The organism is Aeromonas sp. SCS5 (assembly GCF_001887375.1).
In the GTDB taxonomy this organism is placed as follows: domain Bacteria; phylum Pseudomonadota; class Gammaproteobacteria; order Enterobacterales; family Aeromonadaceae; genus Aeromonas; species Aeromonas jandaei.
Genome location: NZ_LFCS01000006.1, coordinates 140,075 through 163,136, shown reverse-complemented (window position 1 = coordinate 163,136; position 23,062 = coordinate 140,075). Strand labels below are relative to the sequence as shown.

The window sequence follows — 23,062 nt, the reverse complement described above, 5'->3', positions numbered from 1 at the left end:
AGTGGCAGGGGAACACAGCCGATAAAAATAGCGGCCATAAAAAATGCCGGTCAGTTGACCGGCATTTGAGGTTTCAGCTATCGCCGTCACATCAGACGGTGAAGAACTTGAAGTTGACGAAGGCCACCGCAATGAAGGAGGCGACCATACCGCTGATGCAGAGCACAGCCGGGCGCATGGCGGGCCAGCGATGAGTCAGCAGGATCAGCGCCAGCATGGTCGGGTAGAGGCCGAACATGTAACGCGGCATGGCGTTGAGTCCGGTCATCAGCGGAATGGTGCAGCAGATGAACATCAGGGTCGCTTCAGCCCAGCGCTTCTGGCTGAACAGGTAGAGGTTCAGACCCCAGCCGAAGATCACCATGATGGAGAGGTAGGCCTTGCGACCACCCAGCTCGAAACCGCTCAGCCACCAGTCCAGCGGGCTGTCCATATAACGGCCCCATGCCACCTGAATGTGCTTGAAGGCCATCGCATCACCGGTGAGGTGATAGAGGTAGAGCATGTAGGCAAACAGGCCAAAGGGGATCATCCAGAGGGTGAACACCACCTTGAAGGCGCGCTCGGTGAAGCGGAAGAACTCGCGCCAGCCGTAAGCCTGCAGTGCCAGGATCAGCACCGGGAAGACCATCATCACACCCAGGTTGCGGGTGGCGGAGATGAACACCCCGAGCAGTGCCACCATCAGCCACTGCTGCCGGTAGGCAAACAGGAACATCCCCAGCATCAGCGCCATAAAGGTCGACTCGGTATAACCGGAGACGAAGTAGGCGGAGAAGGGGGAGAAGGCCAGCAGCCAGACGCCGAAACGTGCGGTGTCATCACCCAGCTTGAGCTGGCGCAGCACCAGCAGCATCAGCGGCAGGCTGGCGAAGAAGGAGGCGTTGGCGACAATGATGAGGCCGATCAGGCTCTCGACATTGAGCAGGTTGGAGATGGCGCCGGAGACCATCGGATAGAGCGGCATGAAGGCCCAGTTGGCCGCATTGCCCTTGCTCAGCCAGCGCGGGTAGAGGTCGTAGCCGTTTTCGATGATGCGCTGGAACCAGACGCAGTCGAACTGGCAATAGGCTTGCAGTGGCCCGATATCGGGAGTGCCATAGAGCTGGACACCGAAGTACCCCATGCCATAGAGGGCCACGCGGCTCAGCACGAAGGCGGCAATGATCATCAGCCAGTCACGGCCGCTGATGCGCAGTGACGGGCGATAAGGGAGGCTGTCCCCGGGCAGGGAAGCGGTATTGGTCATGTCATTCATCAGGCAAAAACCCAGACGCGAGAGAGGATGTAGGTGAGTACAGTGACGGTCAGGGTGGCAATGACCACCGGGACGAGACCGGAGAGACCCGCAAACAGCAGACCGCTCAGGATCAGGTTACGCACCGCCAGCGAGAAGAGGGCGACCAGCAGAAACTTGCTGGCGGCTCCCTGCTTCTGGAAGGTGATGTAACGGTGACCGAAGAACGAAAACCAGAAGGCGACGGCAAAAGCCAGTGTCGTCACCAGATGTTCGGAGATGGTTGGCCAGGTGTGAAACAGGGCGATGGAGGTGCCCAGATCGACGAGGGTAGCCCCCCCGCCGACAAAACCGAAACGAACCAGCCGCCAGAATTCCTCGCGGGAGATCATCAGGACGCTTGCTCCTGCTGCTCTTGTTGCTCGTCATCCTGCTTGTTGTCCGCCTCCTTCTTGGCGTACTGGCCATAGACTCCCTCGATGAGGTAGACAGGGCGCTGTTTCACCTCCACGAACATGCGACCGATATACTCGCCGATGATACCGAGGGACAGCAGCTGGATACCGCCGAGGAACAGCACCACCGACATCAGAGAGGCATAACCCGGTACGTCGATACCGAAGAAGAGCACCTGGGTGATGATTTTCAGGATGTAGAGGAAGGCAACCAGAGAGACGCTCACGCCCACGTAGCTCCACACCCGCAGCGGCCAGCTGGAGAAGCTGAGCAGACCGTCGAGGGCGAAGTTCCACAGTTTCCAGTAGTTGAACTTGGTCTCGCCGGCATGACGGGCGGGACGCTCGTAGGGAACGCCAACGGCACGGAAACCGGCCCAGGCAAACAGCCCCTTCATGAAGCGGTTGCGCTCGGGCAGTTGCTTGATAGCCTCAACCACCTTGCGGTCGATCAGGCGGAAGTCACCGGCGTTCTCCGGCAGCTTGGTGCTGGTGGAGAGAGCGTTGAAGAAGCGGTAGAAACCGCCGGCAGTCAGGCGCTTCATTGGGGTATCGGCGCTGCGATCGACGCGGATGCCATAGACGGTGTCGTAGTCACCGGTTTGCCACAGTTTGACGAACTCCAGGATCAGGGCGGGAGGATCCTGCAGATCCACGTCCATCGGCACTACTGCATCCCCTTTGGCCTGATGCAGACCGGCGGTGAGAGCTGCCTCTTTACCAAAGTTGCGGGCCAGGTTGACCAAGGTTACGCGGGGATCGCGGGCGATAGCCTGCTCGACCACTTCACGGGTGCGATCACGGCTGCCATCGTTGACGAATACAATTTCAAGCTGGTCTTTCAGCGGGGCCAGTTCGTTGTCTATCGCGTTGATGAAGGCATCGATGCTCTCTTCCTCGTTGTAAACGGGAACGACCAGAGAGAGTCGAAAATCTGGATACGACATAAGAACGTCCTTATTGGATAGTAGTTTTTATAAAACGGTGTTCAGGGCAAATATCACTGGGCAACGGTCAGGCGCACTGATTGAACGTTGATGGGGGTTGGTGCCGAGAGCGCCAGAAAATTGGGGCGCTTGGGATCTGCGGTGAGGGAATCCCCCGGCAGGCTGAGACGGATTTCGTTAATCCCGGCCTTGGCCAGTTTGACCGTGGTGGTAAAGTCGTGACCGAGCGCAACCTGCAGCAGAGCGCCCGCTTGCGGGCTGTTGACGCGAGCGTGGATGGTCAGCTCTTCCGGATTGGCAGCCTGCTTGGGCAGCACGAAGTAGAGGCCGCCCTTGCCGCTCAGCTGGGTGCCTTCTTCGCTCGGCTTTTTAGCCCAGCCTTCGCTCGAGAGGAAACGGCTCGGCTTGGTGAGGTTGAGCTCGTTGCCCGGCAGATAGGTCATGCTGGAGTTGTGTTCCCAGAAACGGGTTTTCCCCTCCAGATAATAGAGTCGGTAGGCCAGACTCACGTTGGGGTGAGCCGCCAGATAGAGGGTGTAAAGATAGAAACCGCTCAGCGCCAGGATGGCGGTCAGAAAACCAAACTTTTTATACGTCATATCACTCTCTACGCCTGACTGAAATTGGTAGGCAGATCTCGCGCATATGCTAATCCAATTGCAAAAAAAGCATAGTGGATCACAAAAAAATATTTGGTCACATATTAACCCCTTTTGCTCGATGCTCCAAACCCTACTCGACTGTTTGTTGATAAAACAAACATTATGGAAGTGGCTGATTACAAAGGAATGCTTCTCTTTGGCATAGGAAAATGGTGCTGTTTGCTGCGTCATTTTCTTTCGGATGGCGTCACTGGCGTTACTGATAGTTCCAATAGCACTGATATGAGCCCCTTTTTTACCGGTTTCCCCCTTCAGTCAGTCGGGATGGCAGTCGATAAACCTGGAGCGTTTCGGACTGACCTCACTAGCCAGGGCGTGGTCATCACACACTGGTTGACCGCCTGCTCTGTAGCGGCTTTACGCATGTCGGTGCAGCACTGGTGAGCACCTGGCTTTTATATGGCGATTGGCGGCCAGAAGTTGGTTCTTCCGCTCGCAGCGACGGGTGAATTGGCCGATTGCGATTCAATCAATGACAATGAAATTATCTGGTGGCGCTATGTTCCGGGGTGCTGGCAAAGTGATAGCCATTCACGCATCATGAGCAGCCGGACCAGAGGGTCTGACAGAGTGAACACATCGTTTTGAGGTATCCATGGGGATGAAGTATTGGCTGGCCCTTGCCAATCTGGTCTGGTTTGGCTGTTTGCCTGCCGGAGTAGTGCATGCGGCCGAGGCACAGGTGGTAGTCGCTGTCAGCAAAACCCAGCATGACTGGTATCAGGGCAGTAAGGCCGAGCAGGCCCGTATCGAGTTGGAGCAGCAGCTGCAGGAAGCGGTACTTGCCCAGCTCCATCCCGATTTCTTCAAGCTCTGGCGACGGATGCAGGCAACCCCTGCTGCAGCGCGGGGCGCTATCTATGATGAAGCGTTCGCCAAGCTGAGTCGCTTTCAGTATGCCTGGCGCTCGATGGATCTGGTCTCCCGCGAACAGATGAAGACGCTCAAGTTCGATCTGAACCGTCCCGTGGTCACCAAACCAAGCGATGATGACCTGCTCACTCAGGTGAAATCGCTGCGCCCTCAGGTGGCTGAATATGATGCGGTTCGGGAGAAGGTCCACAAGCTTTTGGCGATGCCGATGGCCAACAAGTGGCCCACCCTCGACATGCCGACCCTGCGTGCCGGCGAGAGCTCTGACGAGCTTGGCCAGATCCGCACCATGCTCAACGAGCTGGGAGATAGCGCGCCCAGGCACGGCGATGCCATCTATGACGCCGATACCGAGCAGGCCATCAAGCAGTTCCAGCGTCGTCACGGTCTGACCGCCGACGGCGTGATCGGCCGTCAGACCCGCTCCTGGCTCAATACCGGGCCGCAAGTACGTGCCAGCCTGCTGCTGCGTAACCTCTGGCGCCGTGACCTGGTCGATCAGTTGAGCAAGCCCCGTTATGTACTGGTCAACATTCCTGACTATCGCCTGAGCGTGGTGGAGTCCGGTAACGAGGTCTTTACCAGCCGGGTCATCGTCGGCAAGGAGCAGCGTGCTACGCCCATCCTCGCCAGCGAAATTCGTTCCATCGTGCTCAACCCCTCCTGGCATGTGCCGCGCTCCATTCTGAGCAAGGATATTCTGCCCAAGCTGAGTCGCGATCCTGCCTATCTGAGTCGTGAGCAGTTCGATGTGATCGATGGTGAGGGCAACCCTGTCCAGTTCACCGAAGAGGGGTGGCGTCAGGCGCTGGCCGCCGGTTTCCCTTATCGTCTGCGGCAAAAGCCGGGCGATCACAACGCGCTCGGTCGCTACAAGTTCTACCTGCCCAACAACGAGGCCATCTACCTCCACTCGACTCCGCGCAAGTCCCTGTTTGAGCAGGGGGCTCGCGCCTTTAGCTCGGGCTGTATCCGGGTCGAGCATGCCGATGATCTGGCCGAACTGTTGCTGGCTGACTCCCGCTACCAACCGGACAAGGTGGCGTCGATCCTCAAGGAGAGCGAGACCAAGTGGTTGCCGCTGACCAAGCCGATCCCGGTGTTTACTGTCTACTGGAGCAGCTGGATTGACGAAGATGGTCGCCAGCAACTGCGCAACGACATTTACGGATTTGATCGGGTCAGCTTCCAGAGTCGTCTGCTGTGATCCCAGCCACAGAGTGAAAAGCCCGGCCATGGCCGGGCTTTTTCATGGGCGAGAGAGGTTTGACATGATCCCGGTCGGGAGGTAGTTTCAAGCGCCTGAACCGAATTCATTGAACAATCTTTATTCAACCATGTCGCTTGAATCTGCGATGGACGGACCCCTTATGCTGGAACAAGAGATAAGTCGTCGTCGCCTGTTGCTGGGAGCCGGTTGCCTGCTGGGTAGCTCGCTGGTCTCTTTCCCGGCGCTGGCAAGCCGCAGTACCACTGGTCGTGAACTGAGCTTTTTCAATCTCAACACCGGTGAGCGGGCAAGGGTCAGTTATTGGGAAAATGGCCGCTATCTCAATGACGGGCTGGCCGAACTGAACCATATCTTCCGCGACTATCGTCGCAATGAAGTGTTCGATATAGATACCAAGCTGTTCGATCAGCTCTTCCTGCTGCAGCACAAGCTGGGGCGGCGAGGGGAGATCCAGCTCATCTCCGGTTATCGGGCGCCGGCGACCAATCGCCAGAAGCGCCGCAGAAGCCGCGGGGTTGCCAAGCATAGCTACCACACCCTGGGACAGGCGGTCGATGTGCGCATTCCCGGCGTTCAGCTGGCCAATCTGCGCAAGGCTGCGCTCCATCTCAAGGTCGGTGGGGTCGGCTACTACCCCCATGACAACTTTGTTCACCTCGACACCGGCCCTGTACGAAGCTGGTGAGCACCCGGGCCAACCTGTTAGGCTCCAATGATTGAGAGAGGAGAGACAGATGAAACGTCTGGTAACGGGGATCCTGATCGCCCTGGCATTGACCGGTTGCAGCAAGCTCAACCGCGACAACTACGACAAACTGAAGATGGGGATGAGCTACGCCGAGGCCAGCGCCATTCTTGGCAAAGCCGAGCGTTGTGACGATGCACTGGGTACCACCAGCTGTATCTGGGGGAGTGATGGCAAGAACATCAAGATCCGTTTCATCGCCGACAAGGCAACCTTCTTCAGTTCGGAAGGGATTAACTGAGGCTGCAAGAGCCCATGAAAAAAGCGCCATACCGGCGCTTTTTTGTTGTCCGCAATCCGGACGCTCTCGTCAAAAGCTGGCGTACTCAGTGGGTTGCGTACTGGTAGTTGAAGGTGGGCAATCCCCACTTGAAGCGAACTGCCAGGAGGCGTAACACAAAGCCGATGCCAATCGCTCCAAAGGCCGCCCAGTTGGTCGGCAGCCCCTGATCCAGCGCCAGGCAGTAGAGGGCTGCCGTGATGAGGGAAATGGCGGCATAGAGCTCGCGGCGAAACACCAGTGGAATGCGCTGGCAGAGCAGATCCCGCAGCACCCCGCCAAAGACCCCGGTCACTACCGCCATGATGCAGGCGATGCCGGCGCCATGTCCCATTTCCAGCGCTCTTGCTGCGCCGAAAATGGAGAAGACCACCAGACCCAGCGCATCGAGCGCCATAAAGAGCTTGCCGAGGTAGCGCATCAGCGGCGCCGAGATGACCCCGGCCATGGCCGAGCCCGCAACCAGCAGCACATATTCCGGATGCTCGACCCAGAGCAGGGGATAGTGCCCCAGCAGCACATCGCGGATGGTACCGCCGCCGATGGCGGTTGCCGAGGCGATGATTACCACACCAAACAGATCCATCCGTCGCCGGCCAGCTGCCAGCGCACCAGTCATCCCTTCGGCCACCAGGCCCAGCAAGAAGAGTGCATGTAACATGAGATATCCCAGGGTACGAGAAAGGCGAGCATCCTAACAACTCGTACTATATGGGACAAGCAAAGCAATATATCCATTATTTTAATTCATGCGAAAAAGCAAAAAGGCACCCTGTAAAGGTGCCTTTTTAATCACTGCTTGAGGATCAGCGGCGCAGCTGCTCCTGCCGATAGTGATCGACCCAGATGGCGGTGGCGCCACAGATGGCGACCGGCATCACGAACAGGTTCACTACCGGAATGGCGGAGAAGAGGGTCACCAGAGCGCCAAAGCTGAGGCACTGGCCACGGCGCTGCTTCAAGGCATCGCGCATGGTGATGAAGTCGATCTTGTGGTTGTCGAACGGATAGTCGATGTACTGGATCGCCATCATCCAGGCGCTGAACAGGAACCAGAGCACGGGGGCTAAAGTCTGGCCGACCACGGGAATAAGGAAGAGAATGAGACAACCGATCGCCTTGGGCAGGTAGTACTTGAGCTTCTTCCACTCGCGACCGAAGGTGCGCGGCACATCCTTGACGATATCGAGCATGCCACTGTCGTTGGGTGCCTCGCCGGTCAGGATCTGCTCCACCTTTTCAGCCAGCAGGCCGTTGAAGGGGGCGGCAATCCAGTTGGCGACCGAGCTGAAGATAAAAGAGAAGACCACCAGTATGGTGATGAGGGCGATTGGCCAGAGCAGGTAGTCCAGCCAGTTGAGCCAGGCCGGGATCTGCTGGTGCAGCCAGGCGAACAGGCTGTCGAGTTGCAACAGCAGAGCATAGAAGGCGCCGGCGAACAGCACGAAGTTGACCAGCAGGGGGATCAGCACGAAGGTGCGGATGCCGGGCTGGCGGATGAGGGAAAAACCGCGCAGGAAGTAATCTGCACCGCTGATTGATGCTTTGACCATATGGGGTGATTGGCTCATATGAGCTCCATCTGTGCATGGGAAGACAGTCAGCATATTACAAACAAGCTTTTGATTTGGTAAAGTCGCCTGCCCGCCTCCCCTTTATTTAGCCACTGATACAGGTCGCCATGCGTCTGAAACTGATCAAACTCGCCGGCTTCAAGTCGTTTGTCGAGCCGACCCGCATCGAGCTCAATGCCGACATGACCGCAGTGGTCGGGCCCAATGGCTGTGGCAAATCCAACGTGATCGACGCTGTGCGCTGGGTGCTTGGCGAGAGTTCGGCCCGCCATCTGCGCGGCGAGAACATGACGGATGTCATCTTCAACGGCTCAGTCAACCGCACCGCCCATGCCCGCGCTTCGGTCGAGCTGGTGTTCGACAATCCCCATAACCGGGTGCCCGGCGAGTTCGGCCGCTTTACCGAAATCTCGGTGCGTCGCGAAGTGCTGCGTGACGGCACCAACCACTATCAGATCAATGGCCAGAAGTGCCGCCGCAAGGATGTGACCGACCTTTTCCTCGGTACCGGCCTCGGGCCCCGCAGCTACGCCATCATCGAGCAGGGCACTGTCAGCCGTCTGGTGGAGTCCCGTCCCGCCGATCTCAAGCTCTTCATGGAGGAGGCGGCCGGCGTTTCCCGTTACAAGGAGCGGCGCCGCGAAACCGAGCAGCGCATTCGCCACACCCAGGAGAATCTGGAGCGTCTGGGCGATATCCGCGGCGAGCTGGGCTCCCGTCTCGACCACCTCAAGGCCCAAGCCGAAACCGCAGAGCGCTACAAACAGCTCAAGAGCCGTTCGCGCGCCGCTCGCGCCGAGTTGATTGGCTCCGAGCTGTGGGCACTGGAGACTCGCCTTGGCGAGGCCAAGAGCGAGTTGGCGCAGGTCGAACAGGCATTGGCAGCGCTCGATGCCAAGCGCACCGCCGACGAGGGACGCCACGTTACCCTCTTGGTGGCCCGGCAGGAGGCGCAGGCCGAGCAAGCCAATCGGCAACAACAGATTTTCCTTGGCGGACAGGCCATCGCCCGTCTTGAGCAGCAACAGCTGCACCAGAGCGAGCTTGGCCGTGACTTGCAGGCGCGAACCCAGGCGCTCGGGGAGCGCATCACCAGCCGCAAGGCGCAGCTGGCCAGCCAGCAGGAGCAGCTGACTGAAGGCGTGTTGAGAAGCGAGCTGGAAGAGGCGCGGCTGGAGCAGTGTGAGCAGTTGCTCACCGAGCAACAGGAAGCGCGACTGCGGGCCAGCGAGCAGCTTGAGCAGACCCGCCAGCAGCAGCAACAGTGGCAGCAGCAGGTGACCCGACTGCAGGGGGAGCTAAACCAGACCCGGGCCCGGCTCGGTGGCCTGCATGAGCTGCAAGCCAAAACCCGACTTGCCCGCCTCAAGCTGGAGGATGAGCGCTCCGGCCCCATCGGCGCAGAGGATGCCGATCTGCAACCGACCCTCGATACGCTGGGGGGCGAACTGGAGTTGGGCAGGGCGGCGGCCGGGGAGCTGGCAGCGCAGCTTGCGCAGGCCATTGAGGAGCATGAAGCGCTCAAACTCACCTACAGCCAGCAGCAGGGGTTGCTACGGGAACTGGAGGCGCGCCTGACGACGCTGGATCAGATCCTTGGCGAGCAGATGGAGGGGGCGACTCTGGCGGATCGGCTGCAAGTTGCCCCTGAATGGGCACAGGCGCTCGACAAGGTGCTGGGCCGCTGGCTCACCGCGACCCCTGCGGACGAGTGCAATCCGGCTTTGGACGGACTCTGGATTGGCCCGGCGCAGCCAGCCGTTGCCGGCACCCTGGCCTCCTTGATCAGCGGTGATCACGTTCCCGCCTTCCTCAACGCCATCTGGCTGGCCGATGACAGGGAAGAGGCACTGGCTCGCCAGCCAACCCTGCTGGCCGGTGAGTCGGTACTGACTCCTGCCGGCGACTGGTTGGGGCCGAACTGGGCGGACATTGGACAGGGCGCTGCGCTCGGTACCATGGCGCTGCTGGGTGAACGTGAGCGGTTGCACACCGAGCAACGCGCTACAGCCGACGTGCTGGCACAATTGAGCGGGCAGCTGGCAGCAGCGGATGAACGGCGGGCGCGCATCGTTAATGCGCAGGAGTTGTCGCAGCGAGCCCTGCGCGAGCAGGAGCGAAAATGGCAGCAACTGCGCGAAGCCTGGAGCTTGCAGCAAGGTCAGCGACAAGAGCGGCTGCTGCGGCTCGGCCAGCTTGGCGAAGAGCTGGTTCGCCTCGATAAAGAGCAGGCCGAAGAGGCGCAGCGGCTGGCCGAGACCGAGCAACAGCTGGCGATCGAAGAGGCGCGTCTGGCCGAGTTGCTGGAGCAGGGCGAGCCTCTGAGCGAAACGTTGCAGGCGGCTCAGGATTTGTTGGGGCGCTGCGAGCGAGCGCAGGAAGAGGCGCGCGGGCGGCGCGAGCAGCAGCAGGCGACCTGTCAGCGTTTGCAGCTTGAGCTTGGCAACCTGCGTCAGCTGATTGCGCTTGGTGAGGAAGAGCTGGCAAGGCTCGAGCTGGAGCTGGCCGGACTCAAGAACCCGGAGAACGAAGCGATTCCTGATCTCGCCCCTTTGTTGGCGGAGCAGCGCAATCTGGAGGCGCAGCAACTCGCCTGCCATCAACGGCTGGCGGAGCTGGAACGTCAATTGAGCGAGCTGGATCAGGCGCGCAGCGCCGATCACAAGCAGCTGGTGGTGCTGCAGGAGAAGCTGGCGACCCTGCGCCTTGAGCGCGAGCGCAACCTCACCCGTCGGCAAGGGCTGCACGAACAGTTCGAAGAGCTGGGTATTCGACTGGTGGATCTCGATCAGGCGGTGCTGATTGCCGCTGATCGCGGCAAGCTGCGCCAGGAGGTCCAGACGCTGGAGACGCAAGTGGAGGCACTTGGCGCCATCAACCTGGCTGCGCTGGAAGAGTACGAAGAGGCGAAAACGCGAGCAACTTATCTGGAAAACCAGTGCCAGGATCTTGAGCAAGCGCTGGAAACCTTGAGCCAAGCCATTAAAAGAATTGATAAAGAGACACAAATACGCTTCCGGGACACTTTCGATAAGGTCAATGAAGATTTAAAATCCCTCTTTCCAAAAGTGTTTGGTGGGGGCAGTGCCTGGCTTGAGCTCACCTCCGATGATCTTTTGGAGGCCGGAGTGAGCATCATGGCGAGACCTCCGGGTAAGAAGAATGCTACCATTGCCCTGCTTTCCGGGGGGGAGAAGGCCTTAACCGCACTTGCGCTGGTTTTTGCCATCTTCAGACTCAATCCAGCACCTTTTTGTCTGCTGGATGAGGTGGATGCACCGCTCGATGAAGTGAACGTCGGTCGCTTCTGTTCTCTTGTCAAAGAGATGTCGAGCACAGTACAGTTCGTTTACATCAGTCATAATAAGGTCTCCATGGAGATGGCTGAGCAGCTGGTTGGCGTCACAATGCAAGAGCCCGGAGTTTCTCGCATTGTGTCGGTCGATATCGGTGAAGCCGTCGCTTTGGCTGAGCAAAACTAGAAAGAGAAGCAGCTAATGCAGGAATTGCGTTACATCTTGGTTGCCCTGGGCGGTATTGCTATTGCGGCATTGCTCATTCACGGGTTGTGGAGCAACAAAAAGAATCGTCAGGCACCGATCAAAGAGAAACCGCTTGGCCGGATGGAGTCCAAGTCACGTAATCGTGACGATGATGCGTTCGACAGCGATGGCATCGGTCAGGTGCGTGTGGTCAGCAGTGGTCGTCGCGCCGAGCCCAAGCTCCATCGTGACGAAGAGAGCCGCCAGCCGGAACTCAGCCGTCGCTCCTCATTGCCCGCCTTTGATGATGAAGATGACGAGGACGATCTGCCGCCACCCGTTGTGCGCAAGCCTGCTGCCCGTCCGGTTCCCCCGCCGCCTCCTGTCTATGAAGAAGAGGAAGCATACGATGAGCCTCAGCCCGAAGTGGTAGAGGAAGAGCCTGCTGCACCCGTGCGCAAGCCGGCGCAGGTCAATCGTCGTACCCCGGTTTACCGCTCCCGTCCCCAGCGCGAGCCTGTCATGCAGGTTCAGGATGACGAGCCGCTGGTCGAGCCAGCCTATGCAACTGCGCCGACTTTTGGCGTGCGCAACGAGAGCGTGCGTGCCGAGCCGGTGCGCGCTGCCGAACCCGAATACAAGCCGCAGCCCCGTCACGTTGCTCCCGAGCCCGTGTATGAGGAGCCGGTCTACGAAGCGCCGGTCGAAGAGCCGCGCGTTGTTGCCCAGCCGGTCGAGAAGATTTGGCAGGACGTTTATGTCATCAACCTGATGGGACGTCCGGGCCACGAGCTGCAAGGGGCGACCCTGCTCTCCTCCCTGATGGCGCTTGGCTTCAAGTTTGGCGAGATGGATATCTTCCACCGTCACGAAGATGCCAACGGCAAGGGTGAAGTGCTCTTCTCCATGATCAACATGGTCAAGCCGGGCACCTTCAATCCCTATCGGATGGAGCAGTTCACCACGCCGGGTGTCTCCCTGTTCATGCAGCTGCCCCTGCGCAGCAATGCCGCGTTTGCCTTCGAGGACATGCTGCAGGCAGCCGATCAGCTGGCCAGCGATCTCGATGCGATGCTGACTGATATGGAGCGCAGTCCGCTGAGCGACGAGACTATCGCCCGTTACCGTCATGAGCTGGCAGCCTACGAGGCCAGCCGCGACTAATACGCCATGCGGGTCGAATGAATCAAAGTGCGGTACCCAGGTACCGCATTTTTGTTTCTACCCCGACCGGATTTTCAATCACACTTCGAGACTTTTTCATGAGCGATATTCTCTCCCGCCACCGTCAATTGTGTGAACTGCTTACCGAATATGGTCACCAGTACTATGTGCTGGATAACCCCACAGTGCCGGATGCCGAATACGATCGCCTGATGCGCGAGCTGATCGCGCTGGAAGCCGAGCATACCGAGCTGAAAACCCCGGCGTCCCCGAGCGTGCGGGTCGGTGGCCAGCCGCTGACAGCCTTCAGGCAGGTGCGTCACGAGATCCCCATGCTGAGTCTGGACAACGTCTTTAGCAGCGAAGAGCTGCTGGCGTTTGAACAACGGATGAGCGATCGCCTCAAGCGTGAAGTGCGTTTCGAGTTTTGCTGCGAGCCCAAGCTGGATGGCTTGGCGGTGAGCCTGCTCTATGTAAATGGTCAGCTGGTGCAGGCCGCGACCCGGGGCGATGGCGCTACCGGTGAGGAGATCACCGAGAACGTGCGTACCATCAAGGCCATTCCGCTCGCATTGCGGGGCTCTGGTTGGCCCGAGCGGCTTGAGGTGCGTGGCGAAGTGTTTATGCCCAAGGCTGGTTTCGAGGCGATGAACGCCAAGGCGCTGGCCGCAGGCGAGAAGGTGTTCGTCAACCCGCGTAACGCCGCCGCCGGCAGTCTGCGTCAGCTAGATTCACGTATCACTGCCAGCCGTCCCCTGAGCTTTTACGCCTACGGCGTCGGTGTCGGCGGCGAGCTGCTCGGTGACTCTCACTTTGGTCGCCTCAATCAGCTCAAGGAGTGGGGGCTGCCGCTTAGTCCCGAGGTGAAACTCAAAGAGGGGGCTGCCGGTTGTCAGTCGTTCCACGACGACATTCTGGCCCGCCGTGGCGAGCTGCCTTACGAGATCGATGGCGTGGTCTACAAGGTGGATGCCATTGCTCTGCAGGAGGAGCTCGGCTTTGTGGCACGCGCCCCGCGCTGGGCGACCGCCCACAAGTTCCCGGCGCAGGAGGAGATGACCCTGCTTGAGAACGTCGAGTTTCAGGTTGGCCGTACCGGCGCCGTGACGCCGGTGGCCAAGCTCAAACCGGTGTTTGTCGGCGGTGTGACGGTCTCCAATGCCACTTTGCACAACGCCGACGAGATCGAGCGCCTTGGCGTCATGGTCGGTGATACCGTGATCGTGCGCCGGGCAGGGGACGTGATCCCGCAGATCGTGGCCGTGGTAGAAGCACAGCGCCCTGTTGATGCGCGCGAAATTCTCTTCCCGACCGAGTGCCCGGTCTGTGGCTCGGCAGTGGAGCGGCTGGAAGGAGAGGCGGTTGCCCGCTGCTCCGGCGGCCTGTTCTGCGAGGCGCAGCGCAAGGAGGCGATCAAGCATTTCGCCGCCCGTCGTGCCATGGATGTGGACGGCCTTGGCGACAAGATTGTCGAGCAGCTGGTAGACAAGGGGCTGGTGAAGACTCCCGCTGATCTGTTCAGCCTCAATGCCATCCAACTGGCAGGTCTTGAGCGGATGGGGCAAAAATCGGCACTCAATCTGGTAGCCGCCATCGATGCGGCGCGCAGCACCACCCTGCCGCGCTTCCTGTTTGCCCTGGGGATCCGCGAAGTGGGGGAGGCGACTGCGCTCAATCTTGCCAACCACTTCCTCACCCTGGATGCCCTGCGCGCGGCTTCGGTGGAGCAACTGCTCGAAGTAGCCGACGTGGGCGATGTGGTAGCCAAGCATGTCTACTACTTCTTGCGTCAGCCCCATAACGTGGAGGTGCTGGAAGCCTTGCTGGCTGCCGGCATCAACTGGCCAGCCATCGAGAAGAAAGAGGCCGCGGAGCAACCCTTTGCCGGCAAAACCTTTGTGCTGACCGGCACCCTGACCACCTTGTCGCGCAACGATGCCAAGGCGGCACTGCAGGCGCTGGGCGCCAAGGTAGCTGGTTCTGTGTCTGCCAAGACCGATGTGCTGGTCGCGGGGGAGGCGGCTGGTTCCAAGCTCGCCAAGGCGCAGGAGCTGGGTATCACCGTCTGGAGCGAAGAGGAGCTGCAACAGGCGTTGCAGGGCTGAGTGGCCCGCAGGCTGAGATAAAAAGAGAACCCGGCATGGCCGGGTTCTCTTTTATTGGGTGTTATTCACGCCAGAGGATCTTGTTGCGCCACTTCTCCGGCACTGCGAGGTGCCAGCGGGCCACTTCGCTCTTGCTGAAGACATACTCGCCACGCAGGGCCGCTCGGGGGGAGAGGGTTTTGGGCAGCGCTCCCGCCAGTATGTTGTTGATGAGCGCCGCCGCCTGCAGCCCCTGATCCTTGCCATCGAGCACCAGGCCACCGATGGCCATCCCTTTGCCCACGGTGAACTCCCAGAAGCAGAAAACCGGCACCGGACTGTGCCGGCTGGTCCACTCCAGTACCGTTTTCTCATTCACATGCTTGCCATTTTCATCCAGCAACGTGTGGTAGAGACCGAGGAAGATGGCGCCATAGCCGTTTTTCTTGCTGTTGAGCACCGCCTCCTGCCAGAGGTCATACTCGCCGAGCAGCTGGCTGTAGACCCGGGTCTGGCCAACGCGCAGCTCGGTCTGGGTTTTGAACTCATCCTCGATGGCGGTGAGGGCCACATTGCTGGAATCAAACAGTACCAGTGCTTTGTTGAGACCACCCATCATCTGGCTCATCTCGCTGATATTGCGTTTGAGCAGCGGGCGCTCCAGCACGCCGGTGATCTTGGGGTGGCCGACAAAGCCCTTGAGCCGGGGATTTTCGTTCATGCCGAGAAAGACGACGGGGGTACCGAGGGACGAGATCTCGCTGGCGAGATAGTTGATGGCGTTGTCATCGCCGAGCACCACAATATCCGGTTTGCTCTTGAGGTAGAAAGCGATTGCCTGTTGGGCGATTCCGTCGAACTCTTCCCGTGGCCGGCGCTTGGTATCCATGTAGAAGTGGCTGATCTGGTGTTTCTCCTTGAGACCATCCACCAGTCCCTGGTTGTAACTGATGTCCCACAGATAGTCGGGGTGGTAGCTGCTGATCACCAGTATTTGGGCTGCCCACACAGGCAGGGATAAGGTAGTCAGCAGTAGCAGCAAGAGGGATTTACGCATAGGGTGTCCTGTGTCGAACCGTCGTCTCTACCCGCTCAGTATGAGTGGTTTTGCTTGGCACTGTCACCCCGCCATCCAGAGTGTTTATTGCGAATTTTTTTCTGCTTAGGCAGATCGGACGCCAGCCCGCACCACCGTTGAGGATGGCCTTGTTTGAGGCTCTTATTGGTTGGTCGTGAACTGTCCCACTCGCTGTAAAACCTGTTTTGGATCAATAAATGGCTACCTGCTTTGGTGCCTAATAGACACCACATATAGGGCTGCATTCATTTTTAATACCTATATGTTGTGTTATTAAGCTGTGTATAAGCTGTTCCCTTCCTCTCTTCAGCCCAGGCTTGTCAAGCCTCGGCTGAATTTGTTTGCGTCCAGGACGAGACGTTGGAGGGGAACCAACAAGGGTAAGCCCAGAGCAGATTGCCTGGCCTTTTAACGGGGAAAATTCATGAAACCGGTTGTGATCAAACGTGACGGCTGTCGCGCACCATTCAATGCCCAGTTGATTAGCGAGGCGGTCAGTCGTGCTGCGGAAGCGGTCAATCAGGCCAATCCGGCACTGGCACAGCGTATCTCAAGTGCGGTGAGTCAGGAACTGGAGGGGCGTGGTGAGGTTGATATCCACGAGATCCAGCGTCTGGTTGAAAACCACCTGATGGCCTCCGATGACAAGGTCATTGCCCGCGCCTATATCGAATATCGTCACGATCGGGATCAGGCCCGCGAGGCGCGCGGTCGTCTGGCGCAGGAGATCCGCGGTCTGGTCGAGCAGACCAACGCGGCCCTGCTCAACGAGAACGCCAACAAGGATTCCAAGGTGATCCCGACCCAGCGCGACCTGCTGGCCGGTATCGTCGCCAAGCACTATGCTACCAGCCACATGCTGCCCCGTGATGTGGTTCAGGCCCACGAGAGCGGCGATCTGCACTTCCACGATCTCGACTACTCTCCCTTCTTCCCCATGTTCAACTGCATGTTGATCGACCTGCAGGGGATGCTGACTCACGGCTTCAAGATGGGCAATGCGGAGATCGATACCCCGAAATCGATCAGCACCGCCACCGCGGTCACTGCCCAGATCATCGCCCAGGTGGCGAGCCACATCTATGGCGGCACCACCATCAACCGCATCGATGAAGTGCTGGCCCCCTATGTGACCATCAGCTGGCAGAAGCACCGCGAAGTGGCCGAAGAGTGGGGCATTGCCGATGTGGAAGCCTACGCCATGGCCCGTACCGAGAAAGAGTGCTACGACGCCTTCCAGTCGCTGGAGTACGAAGTCAACACCCTGCACACCGCCAATGGTCAGACCCCGTTCGTTACCTTCGGCTTTGGCCTGGGTGACAGCTGGCAGTCGCGGATGATCCAGCGTGCCATCCTCAGCAACCGTATCGCCGGCCTTGGCAAGAACAAGAAGACCGCCGTGTTCCCGAAACTGGTGTTCGCCATCAGGGATGGCCTCAACCACAAGCAGGGCGATCCCAACTACGACATCAAGCAGCTGGCGCTGGAGTGCGCTTCCAAGCGGATGTACCCGGATATCCTCAACTACGACCAGGTGGTGAAGGTGACCGGCTCCTTCAAGACCCCCATGGGTTGCCGCTCCTTCCTCGGTGCCTACGAGGAGAATGGCGAGCTGATCCACGAAGGTCGCAACAACCTCGGCGTGGTGAGCCTCAACCTGCCGCGCATTGCCCTGAAATCCCGCGATGAAGCGGACTTCTGGGACAAGCTGGACGCCGCCCTGCGGGTCGCCAAGAAGGCGCTGATGTATCGCATCGAACGTCTCGACGGGGTCAAGGCTCGGGTCGCTCCCATCCTTTATATGGAAGGTGCTTGCGGTGTGCGTCTCAAGGCAGACGACAACGTCAGCGAGATCTTTAAGAACGGCCGCGCCTCCATCTCCCTTGGCTACATCGGGGTACACGAGACCATCAACGCTCTGTTTGGTGATTCGGTACACCTGTTCGACAGCGCCGAGTTGCAACAGAAGGCCATCGCCATCATCGAGCGCCTCAAGGCCGCGACCGATGAGTGGAAGGAGGAGACCGGCTACGGCTTCAGCCTCTACTCCACCCCGAGCGAGAACCTCTGCTCCCGCTTCTGCCGCATCGATGCCAAAGAGTTTGGCGTGGTGCCGGGGGTGACCGACAAGGGCTACTACACCAACAGCTTCCACCTCGATGTGGAGAAGCAGGTCAACCCCTACGACAAGCTGGACTTCGAGGCGCCCTATCCGCCCATCGCCAGTGGTGGTTTCATCTGCTACGGCGAATACCCCAACATCCAGCACAATCTGGAAGCGCTCGAGAACGTCTGGGATTACAGCTATGACAAGGTGCCCTACTACGGTACCAATACACCCATCGACGAGTGCTACGACTGCGGCTTTACCGGCGAATTCGAGTGCACCTCCAAGGGCTTTACCTGTCCGCGCTGCGGCAACCACGACCCCGCCAAGGTGTCGGTGACCCGCCGTGTCTGCGGCTACCTCGGTAGCCCCGATGCACGCCCCTTCAATGCGGGCAAGCAGGAAGAGGTGAAGCGCCGCGTCAAACATATGTGAGCGCTGCAATGATGAAGAGCTGGCCCCTGACTCAAGGGGCCATTTTCATTGGAGGGTGGCAGCCATGCCGCAGTCCCGTGAACAAGGCAGGAAACAAGCGATGCACTACCACCAATACTATCCGGTCGATGTGATCAACGGCCCCGGCACCCGTGCCACCCTGTTTGTCTCGGGCTGCGAACATCAGTGCCCCGGCTGCTACAACCAGAGCACCTGGCGCCTTGACGGCGGCAAGCCGTTTGATGAGGCGATGAGCGATCGCATCATTGCGGATCTCAACGACAGCCGCATCAAACGGCGCGGGCTCTCGCTCTCTGGCGGCGATCCGCTCCACCCGGCCAACGTTCCTCATGTGCTGGCGCTGGTGAAACGGGTGCGTGCCGAGTGTCCCGGCAAGGATATCTGGTGCTGGACCGGCTACCTGTTGGGCGAGCTCACCGCACCTCAACGGGAGCTGGTGGCTCTGCTTGATGTGCTGGTGGATGGCAAGTTCGAGAAGGAGCTGGCGGATCCCGGTTTGCTCTGGCGTGGCAGCAGCAACCAGCAGATCCATGATCTCAACGCCTGGCGTGAGGGCGGGGAGCGTATCCCTTGTCTGTTCGCCTCCTGAGTCCGGCATTCTGCCGGGTTAACTTTTGCCAACTTGATGTTTTCAGGGCCAATCTTCACAGATTGGCCCTTTGTTTATGTCCAGCTCGGGTCTTTTTCGCTAGGATGGGTCACTGACCAGTGGACGGCCAGTCTGCTGACCAAGAGCAGAACAATAAACAACCAGCATAAGAGACGAAAAGGAGCTTGGCATGGGATGGAAAGCATTGTGGTTGGGGTGTGCCGTGTTGCTGCTGGCAGGATGCAGCTCCCGGCAGGAGGTCGCCGCTAACCGTACACCGATCGCGATTCCCCTCGAGCAGCTCTCCAGTTACTGGATCCAGGAAAACCGCCGTTCATTCTTTGGTGATGACGTGCCTGTCGTTGTGCCTGCCAAACCGGTCAGGGGATATGTGGATGTACGCTACCAGATCGATGCTGATGGCAACCCGATAAAACCAGAGATCGTCGCCGCCGAGCCGCCCGGAGAGCTGGAGCAGAGCGCGTTGGCAACCCTCTCACGGCTGCGCTACAGTCCGGCGGACAGTAATCCGGATGCCATTCCCGTGGTGGTGACCAACCGCTTTGAAATAGAGCTCAACTGATCCCCGAACAACCAAAAGAGAGACCCCGGCCTGGCCGGGATCTCTTCTATTTACTGCTGTTTGCAGTTGTTGTAGACGATCTGCCAATCATCGTCCTGACCGCGCATCTCGACAAACCCTTCATCCCCCTTGTTCCACCAGACGGCTTCACGCTCATCCGTATAGCGGGCGCCAGAGGCCGAGATGGCCTGCGGCAGGGTATAATCCTTGCCGTCCGGTAGAGACAACTTGATAAAGCTGAGGCTCTCGTCGGAGAGAGAGAAGTAGCGTACCTGTACCTTCTTGCCCTGTTCACACTGATAGCTGACGGGGTTACCGCCGGTAACGGTGAGGGTATTGCCCTGATTGCAGCCGGCAAGCAGCGAGAGAGCCAGTGCCCCCGCGCTCATCATATGGACCTTGTTCATGGTTACAGCTCCCCTGATGTTATACGGTGGTGTCATACGGGCGTGAGCCTAACAGCTCAACGCACTGCTGTAATCACTTTGTGCGAGGGTTGCGTCGATTGATGTCTGACGGGGGCAGAATGTGGCCGGAGCGCCTTTCAGCGTGCTCCGAGCCGGGTTTCAAACTGCTGCATTAGCGCATCGTAGGTGCCGTTCATTTTGATCTTCTGCAGCCCCTTCTCGAACCGTCTGGCCATCTCTTCCCCTTGAGGGTGCTGGCGAGAGAAGGCGACCCAGAAGCCATCGGTAGAGAGCTTGCCGACCTTGACCACCTGACCCGTCAGCGCTTTCTCCCGGATCTTGAGATAGCCCGGCATGCCGTTCATCAGGATGTAGTCGACTCGGCCCCGTGCCAGCATATCGAGGATCTGGGCGTCGGATTTGGCCTGAAAGCGGGCGATCTGCGGATCTGTCATAAAGCTGGTGGGGTAGGTGTAACCAAGAGTGATGCCGACCCGCTTGCCTTTGAGAGAGGCGAGGTCGAGGTCCCGGCGTGGCTCGCTGGCAAGGGCAAAGATGGCGAGATCCTCGCTGAACATGGGGGTCTTGTGCCAAAAGTACTGGTCGTGATTCTCATCCGTGATGGTGGCATCGAAGCAGCCTGCCAGCTGGTCGCTCTTGGCATCGTGCATGCAGCGGGCAAAGGGAAGGGTACGAAAGGCGACCTCGATGCCTTCGGCGGCGAATACCGCCCGAACCAGCTCGGGGGCCAGCCCTTGCGGCTGACCCGTCTCCCTGTTCAGCACGCTGTAGGGGGCCCAGTCATCTTCGGCGCCAATCAGCAATGGTGCTGCGCCGGTCTGGCTTGCCGCCAGCCAGAGCACCCCTGCCAACCATTTTCCCCACTCAGCGACCATAGCGCGGCTCCTCACCCATACATTGCAGCTCTACAAGCATAGCTAGCGTCCTTGCTCCGCCTGGTCAAGGTGGTTAGTGGCGTTCGAGTACGCCAACCGTCAGCAGCCGAAGCGGGTTGCCTCAAAGCGGTTGAGTAATTGGTGCACCAGATAGCAGATAAGCAGGGTGGCCACGATGGCAAAGAGGATGCTGCTGACCCGGTAGAGCGCACTGAATACCAGATCGTTTCCCGGCGTCAGATATTGACCGAACAGGATGCCGAGGGTGGTCAGGGCGCCAAAACCGACGCCGGAACCGCTCGCCTCCTTCACATGGGCATGGCTGAACAGCATGGCACCGAGCCAGAGCAGCGGAGCCACCAGCAGCAGTTGACCCGACCAGTCATAGAGCAGCAGCTGGCCAAGCAGACCGAAGGTGACCCCGAGCAAGGTGCCCATGGCCCGTTTGCGGGCGTAGTTCAGCGCCCCGTTCCAGTGCATGGGAAAGAGCACCAGCAGGGTGGTGGCTTGCGCCGACATGGAGTCACGCAGATCAAACACCTGAAACACCAGAAACGAGAGGGTGGCGACCGTTGCTCCCAGCAGAGCCTCATGGCGCATCCGGTGCGGTGCCTTGGGGGCTGGGGTTGGTTTGGGGCGCGCCTCCACATCCGGTATCAGGGCCGTCATCAGGTAGGCGATAAGCACCGACAGCACGCTGGCCAAGAGGTTATTGAAGATGAGGTCGTTGAGGTCGGTCTGCGGATAGCTGGCAAAGTGGAGCATGATGCTGAGGCTCAGCACACCGTTGGCACCAAACAGGAACAGACTGCCCCGCGACATGGCGGCAAAGCGGTAGAGAAACAGCAGAAAGGCTATTGGGGTCATCAGCCCGGGGTGGCTGCCGAACAGCCCCCCCAACAGACCCACTTCCACCCCGCAGATGGCTGCCGCGGCGATCAGCTGGCGCGCGGCATGACCATTCATCACCGGCACCATGCCAAGCAGCAGCACGGGGGTCACGGTGTAAAAGACCCCGTAATTCCAGCCACACAGCTTGCAGAGTAGAAAGCCGGTGGTGCAGCCAAAGGCGATACGCAGACACTGGCGCAGCTCGTTACCGGTCAGGGGCCGATGCCACAGATGGGTTGTGGCTGGACTGGGTGACGCAGCTTGATTAGTAGACATAGTGCAGCAGGCTGAGCAGATGGATCTGGGCACGAGCCAGCATGGCGGTCAGCGGGTTGTCCGGCAGCAGTTGTACCGTGGCCCGGGCACCGGCGGGGAGGTGGGACGGGAGATCATCCAGCTCCAGATGCAGGCGCATCCGCTGGGCATCCCGTACCCAGCGATCCGATTCGACCGGAGCGGCCAGCCGACCGTTGGCATCAAACTGACCGGCGCTCACACCTGCATCAAGACTGCTGACGCGGGCGGGATAGAGCTGGCCCGGTTCACCATCGAAGGCGACCAGCGCCCTGGTCTGGTCACCAACGTGGCGCAGGCTCTTTTCACGAAAATCGGCGATCACGTCTACTTGTTCTGACACCAGCGCCAGCAGCGGATTGCCTGCACTGGCGATGCTGCCCGGCTTGAGTTGCAGGTTGGTGATGGTGCCATCCTGATCCGCATGCACCTGGCTGTAAGCCAGTGCCAGCTCGGCTTGCGCCAGCTTGTTGCGAGCCTGGCGCAGCAGCAGGTTGTCATCCCCGGTCACACCACGGCTGGCCTCAAGCTGGGTCAGCTTCGCCTTGCTGGCACGCAGACTGGCCTGGGCACTGCGCAGGGCACTGTCTGCCTCATCTTTCTGCTGCAGCGAGACCATGCGACGCTGGAACAGAGCATTGATCCGCTCAGCCTCACGCCACTTCTGGCTGGCCAGCGTCTCCTTGGCATAGAGCTCGGCATTGGCGGCACTGAGGGCCGCATCCAGCTCGCTGTTCTGCTGCTCTGCTTGCGCCAGGGCAAGACGGGCCTGCTCGACCGCCAGCTCGAAGGGAACCGGGTCCAGCCTGAAGAGCAGGTCGCCTTTTTTGACCTGCTGGTTGTTGTGTACCGCTACTTCGACCACCTTGCCGCTCACTTGCGGGGCCAGCTTGGTGACAACTCGGGTGGCCATGGCCTGCGGGGTGAGTGGCATCAGCAGGTCTGCCATCAGAAAGTAGGCAAAGAGGGCGGTAAAGCCGGCCATGGACCATTTGATCCAGCGGCTGAATTGTTGATCTGGGGTCAT

At 59.5% G+C, this 23,062-nt stretch carries 20 protein-coding genes; 9 read left to right on the top strand and 11 right to left on the bottom strand.

Features of this window, described 5'->3' with window-relative positions; genetic code table 11:
• Positions 1-91 precede the first annotated feature (91 nt).
• From BS300_RS08575 to BS300_RS08560, 4 genes are read right to left on the bottom strand one after another with little or no spacing between them, the layout of a single operon-like run.
• Positions 92-1,258, bottom strand: a complete 1,167-nt coding sequence (locus BS300_RS08575; protein WP_071912161.1) for a hypothetical protein — start codon at positions 1,256-1,258, stop codon at positions 92-94.
• A complete protein-coding gene (locus tag BS300_RS08570) occupies positions 1,258-1,629 on the bottom strand; it encodes a GtrA family protein (protein WP_033115783.1) in 372 nt (123 codons plus the stop codon). The genes BS300_RS08575 and BS300_RS08570 overlap by 1 nt, the downstream gene beginning before the upstream one ends.
• Positions 1,629-2,639 (bottom strand): glycosyltransferase family 2 protein, encoded by a 1,011-nt coding sequence (locus BS300_RS08565; RefSeq protein ID WP_071912159.1) that lies wholly within the window; start codon positions 2,637-2,639, stop codon positions 1,629-1,631. Before BS300_RS08565 ends, BS300_RS08570 begins: the two co-directional genes overlap by 1 nt.
• A 53-nt stretch (positions 2,640-2,692) precedes the next feature.
• On the bottom strand, positions 2,693-3,238 hold the full coding sequence (locus tag BS300_RS08560) for a hypothetical protein (protein ID WP_033115781.1): 546 nt from the start codon (positions 3,236-3,238) through the stop codon (positions 2,693-2,695).
• Positions 3,239-3,896: 658 nt separating this feature from the next.
• Between BS300_RS08560 and BS300_RS08555 the strand changes: the two genes are divergently transcribed.
• From BS300_RS08555 to BS300_RS08545, 3 genes are all read left to right on the top strand, one after another.
• A complete protein-coding gene (locus BS300_RS08555) occupies positions 3,897-5,381 on the top strand; it encodes a L,D-transpeptidase family protein (protein WP_071912158.1) in 1,485 nt (494 codons plus the stop codon).
• 163 nt (positions 5,382-5,544) lie between these two features.
• A complete protein-coding gene (locus BS300_RS08550; protein WP_033115779.1) occupies positions 5,545-6,090 on the top strand; it encodes a YcbK family protein in 546 nt (181 codons plus the stop codon).
• A gap of 49 nt (positions 6,091-6,139) precedes the next feature.
• Positions 6,140-6,391, top strand: coding sequence for a lipoprotein (locus tag BS300_RS08545; RefSeq protein ID WP_041208149.1), 252 nt, complete (start codon positions 6,140-6,142; stop codon positions 6,389-6,391).
• A gap of 85 nt (positions 6,392-6,476) precedes the next feature.
• On the opposite strand, the gene BS300_RS08540 is transcribed toward BS300_RS08545, so the two are convergent.
• Positions 6,477-7,091 (bottom strand): trimeric intracellular cation channel family protein, encoded by a 615-nt coding sequence (locus BS300_RS08540; RefSeq protein ID WP_033115777.1) that lies wholly within the window; start codon positions 7,089-7,091, stop codon positions 6,477-6,479.
• 145 nt (positions 7,092-7,236) lie between these two features.
• Positions 7,237-8,001 (bottom strand): sulfate transporter CysZ, encoded by a 765-nt coding sequence (cysZ, locus tag BS300_RS08535; RefSeq protein ID WP_042032896.1) that lies wholly within the window; start codon positions 7,999-8,001, stop codon positions 7,237-7,239.
• A gap of 110 nt (positions 8,002-8,111) precedes the next feature.
• Between cysZ and smc the strand changes: the two genes are divergently transcribed.
• The 3 genes from smc to ligA all read left to right on the top strand — a co-directional run bounded on the left by smc (position 8,112) and on the right by ligA (position 14,755).
• A complete protein-coding gene (gene smc / locus BS300_RS08530) occupies positions 8,112-11,486 on the top strand; it encodes a chromosome segregation protein SMC (RefSeq protein WP_071912156.1) in 3,375 nt (1,124 codons plus the stop codon).
• 15 nt (positions 11,487-11,501) lie between these two features.
• Positions 11,502-12,650 (top strand): cell division protein ZipA, encoded by a 1,149-nt coding sequence (zipA, locus tag BS300_RS08525; RefSeq protein ID WP_071912154.1) that lies wholly within the window; start codon positions 11,502-11,504, stop codon positions 12,648-12,650.
• Between the two features lie 98 nt (positions 12,651-12,748).
• Positions 12,749-14,755, top strand: coding sequence for an NAD-dependent DNA ligase LigA (gene ligA, locus BS300_RS08520; RefSeq protein WP_071912153.1), 2,007 nt, complete (start codon positions 12,749-12,751; stop codon positions 14,753-14,755).
• A gap of 61 nt (positions 14,756-14,816) precedes the next feature.
• On the opposite strand, the gene BS300_RS08515 is transcribed toward ligA, so the two are convergent.
• Entirely contained in the window at positions 14,817-15,791 is a 975-nt protein-coding gene (locus tag BS300_RS08515; RefSeq protein WP_071912151.1) for an ABC transporter substrate binding protein, read from the bottom strand.
• A gap of 445 nt (positions 15,792-16,236) precedes the next feature.
• Between BS300_RS08515 and nrdD the strand changes: the two genes are divergently transcribed.
• The 3 genes from nrdD (at position 16,237) to BS300_RS08500 (ending at position 19,547) form a co-directional block, all read left to right on the top strand.
• Positions 16,237-18,354: an anaerobic ribonucleoside-triphosphate reductase gene (gene nrdD / locus BS300_RS08510; RefSeq protein ID WP_041208156.1), complete on the top strand. Its 2,118-nt coding sequence runs from the start codon at positions 16,237-16,239 to the stop codon at positions 18,352-18,354.
• Between the two features lie 100 nt (positions 18,355-18,454).
• Positions 18,455-18,964: an anaerobic ribonucleoside-triphosphate reductase-activating protein gene (nrdG, locus tag BS300_RS08505; RefSeq protein ID WP_071912150.1), complete on the top strand. Its 510-nt coding sequence runs from the start codon at positions 18,455-18,457 to the stop codon at positions 18,962-18,964.
• Positions 18,965-19,154: 190 nt separating this feature from the next.
• The gene (locus tag BS300_RS08500; RefSeq protein WP_041208157.1) at positions 19,155-19,547 is read left to right on the top strand and encodes an energy transducer TonB; all 393 of its coding nucleotides are present in this window, start codon (positions 19,155-19,157) and stop codon (positions 19,545-19,547) included.
• 50 nt (positions 19,548-19,597) lie between these two features.
• On the opposite strand, the gene BS300_RS08495 is transcribed toward BS300_RS08500, so the two are convergent.
• The 4 genes from BS300_RS08495 to BS300_RS08480 all read right to left on the bottom strand — a co-directional run bounded on the left by BS300_RS08495 (position 19,598) and on the right by BS300_RS08480 (position 23,062).
• On the bottom strand, positions 19,598-19,954 hold the full coding sequence (locus BS300_RS08495) for an MliC family protein (RefSeq protein ID WP_042032947.1): 357 nt from the start codon (positions 19,952-19,954) through the stop codon (positions 19,598-19,600).
• A gap of 137 nt (positions 19,955-20,091) precedes the next feature.
• Positions 20,092-20,850, bottom strand: coding sequence for a transporter substrate-binding domain-containing protein (locus BS300_RS08490; RefSeq protein WP_043849375.1), 759 nt, complete (start codon positions 20,848-20,850; stop codon positions 20,092-20,094).
• 99 nt (positions 20,851-20,949) lie between these two features.
• Positions 20,950-22,017 carry a DUF2955 domain-containing protein gene (locus BS300_RS08485; protein ID WP_071912148.1) on the bottom strand — a complete coding sequence of 356 codons (1,068 nt, stop codon included), beginning with the start codon at positions 22,015-22,017 and terminating at the stop codon, positions 20,950-20,952.
• The gene (locus BS300_RS08480) at positions 22,007-23,062 is read right to left on the bottom strand and encodes an HlyD family secretion protein (protein WP_071912146.1); all 1,056 of its coding nucleotides are present in this window, start codon (positions 23,060-23,062) and stop codon (positions 22,007-22,009) included. The genes BS300_RS08485 and BS300_RS08480 overlap by 11 nt, the downstream gene beginning before the upstream one ends.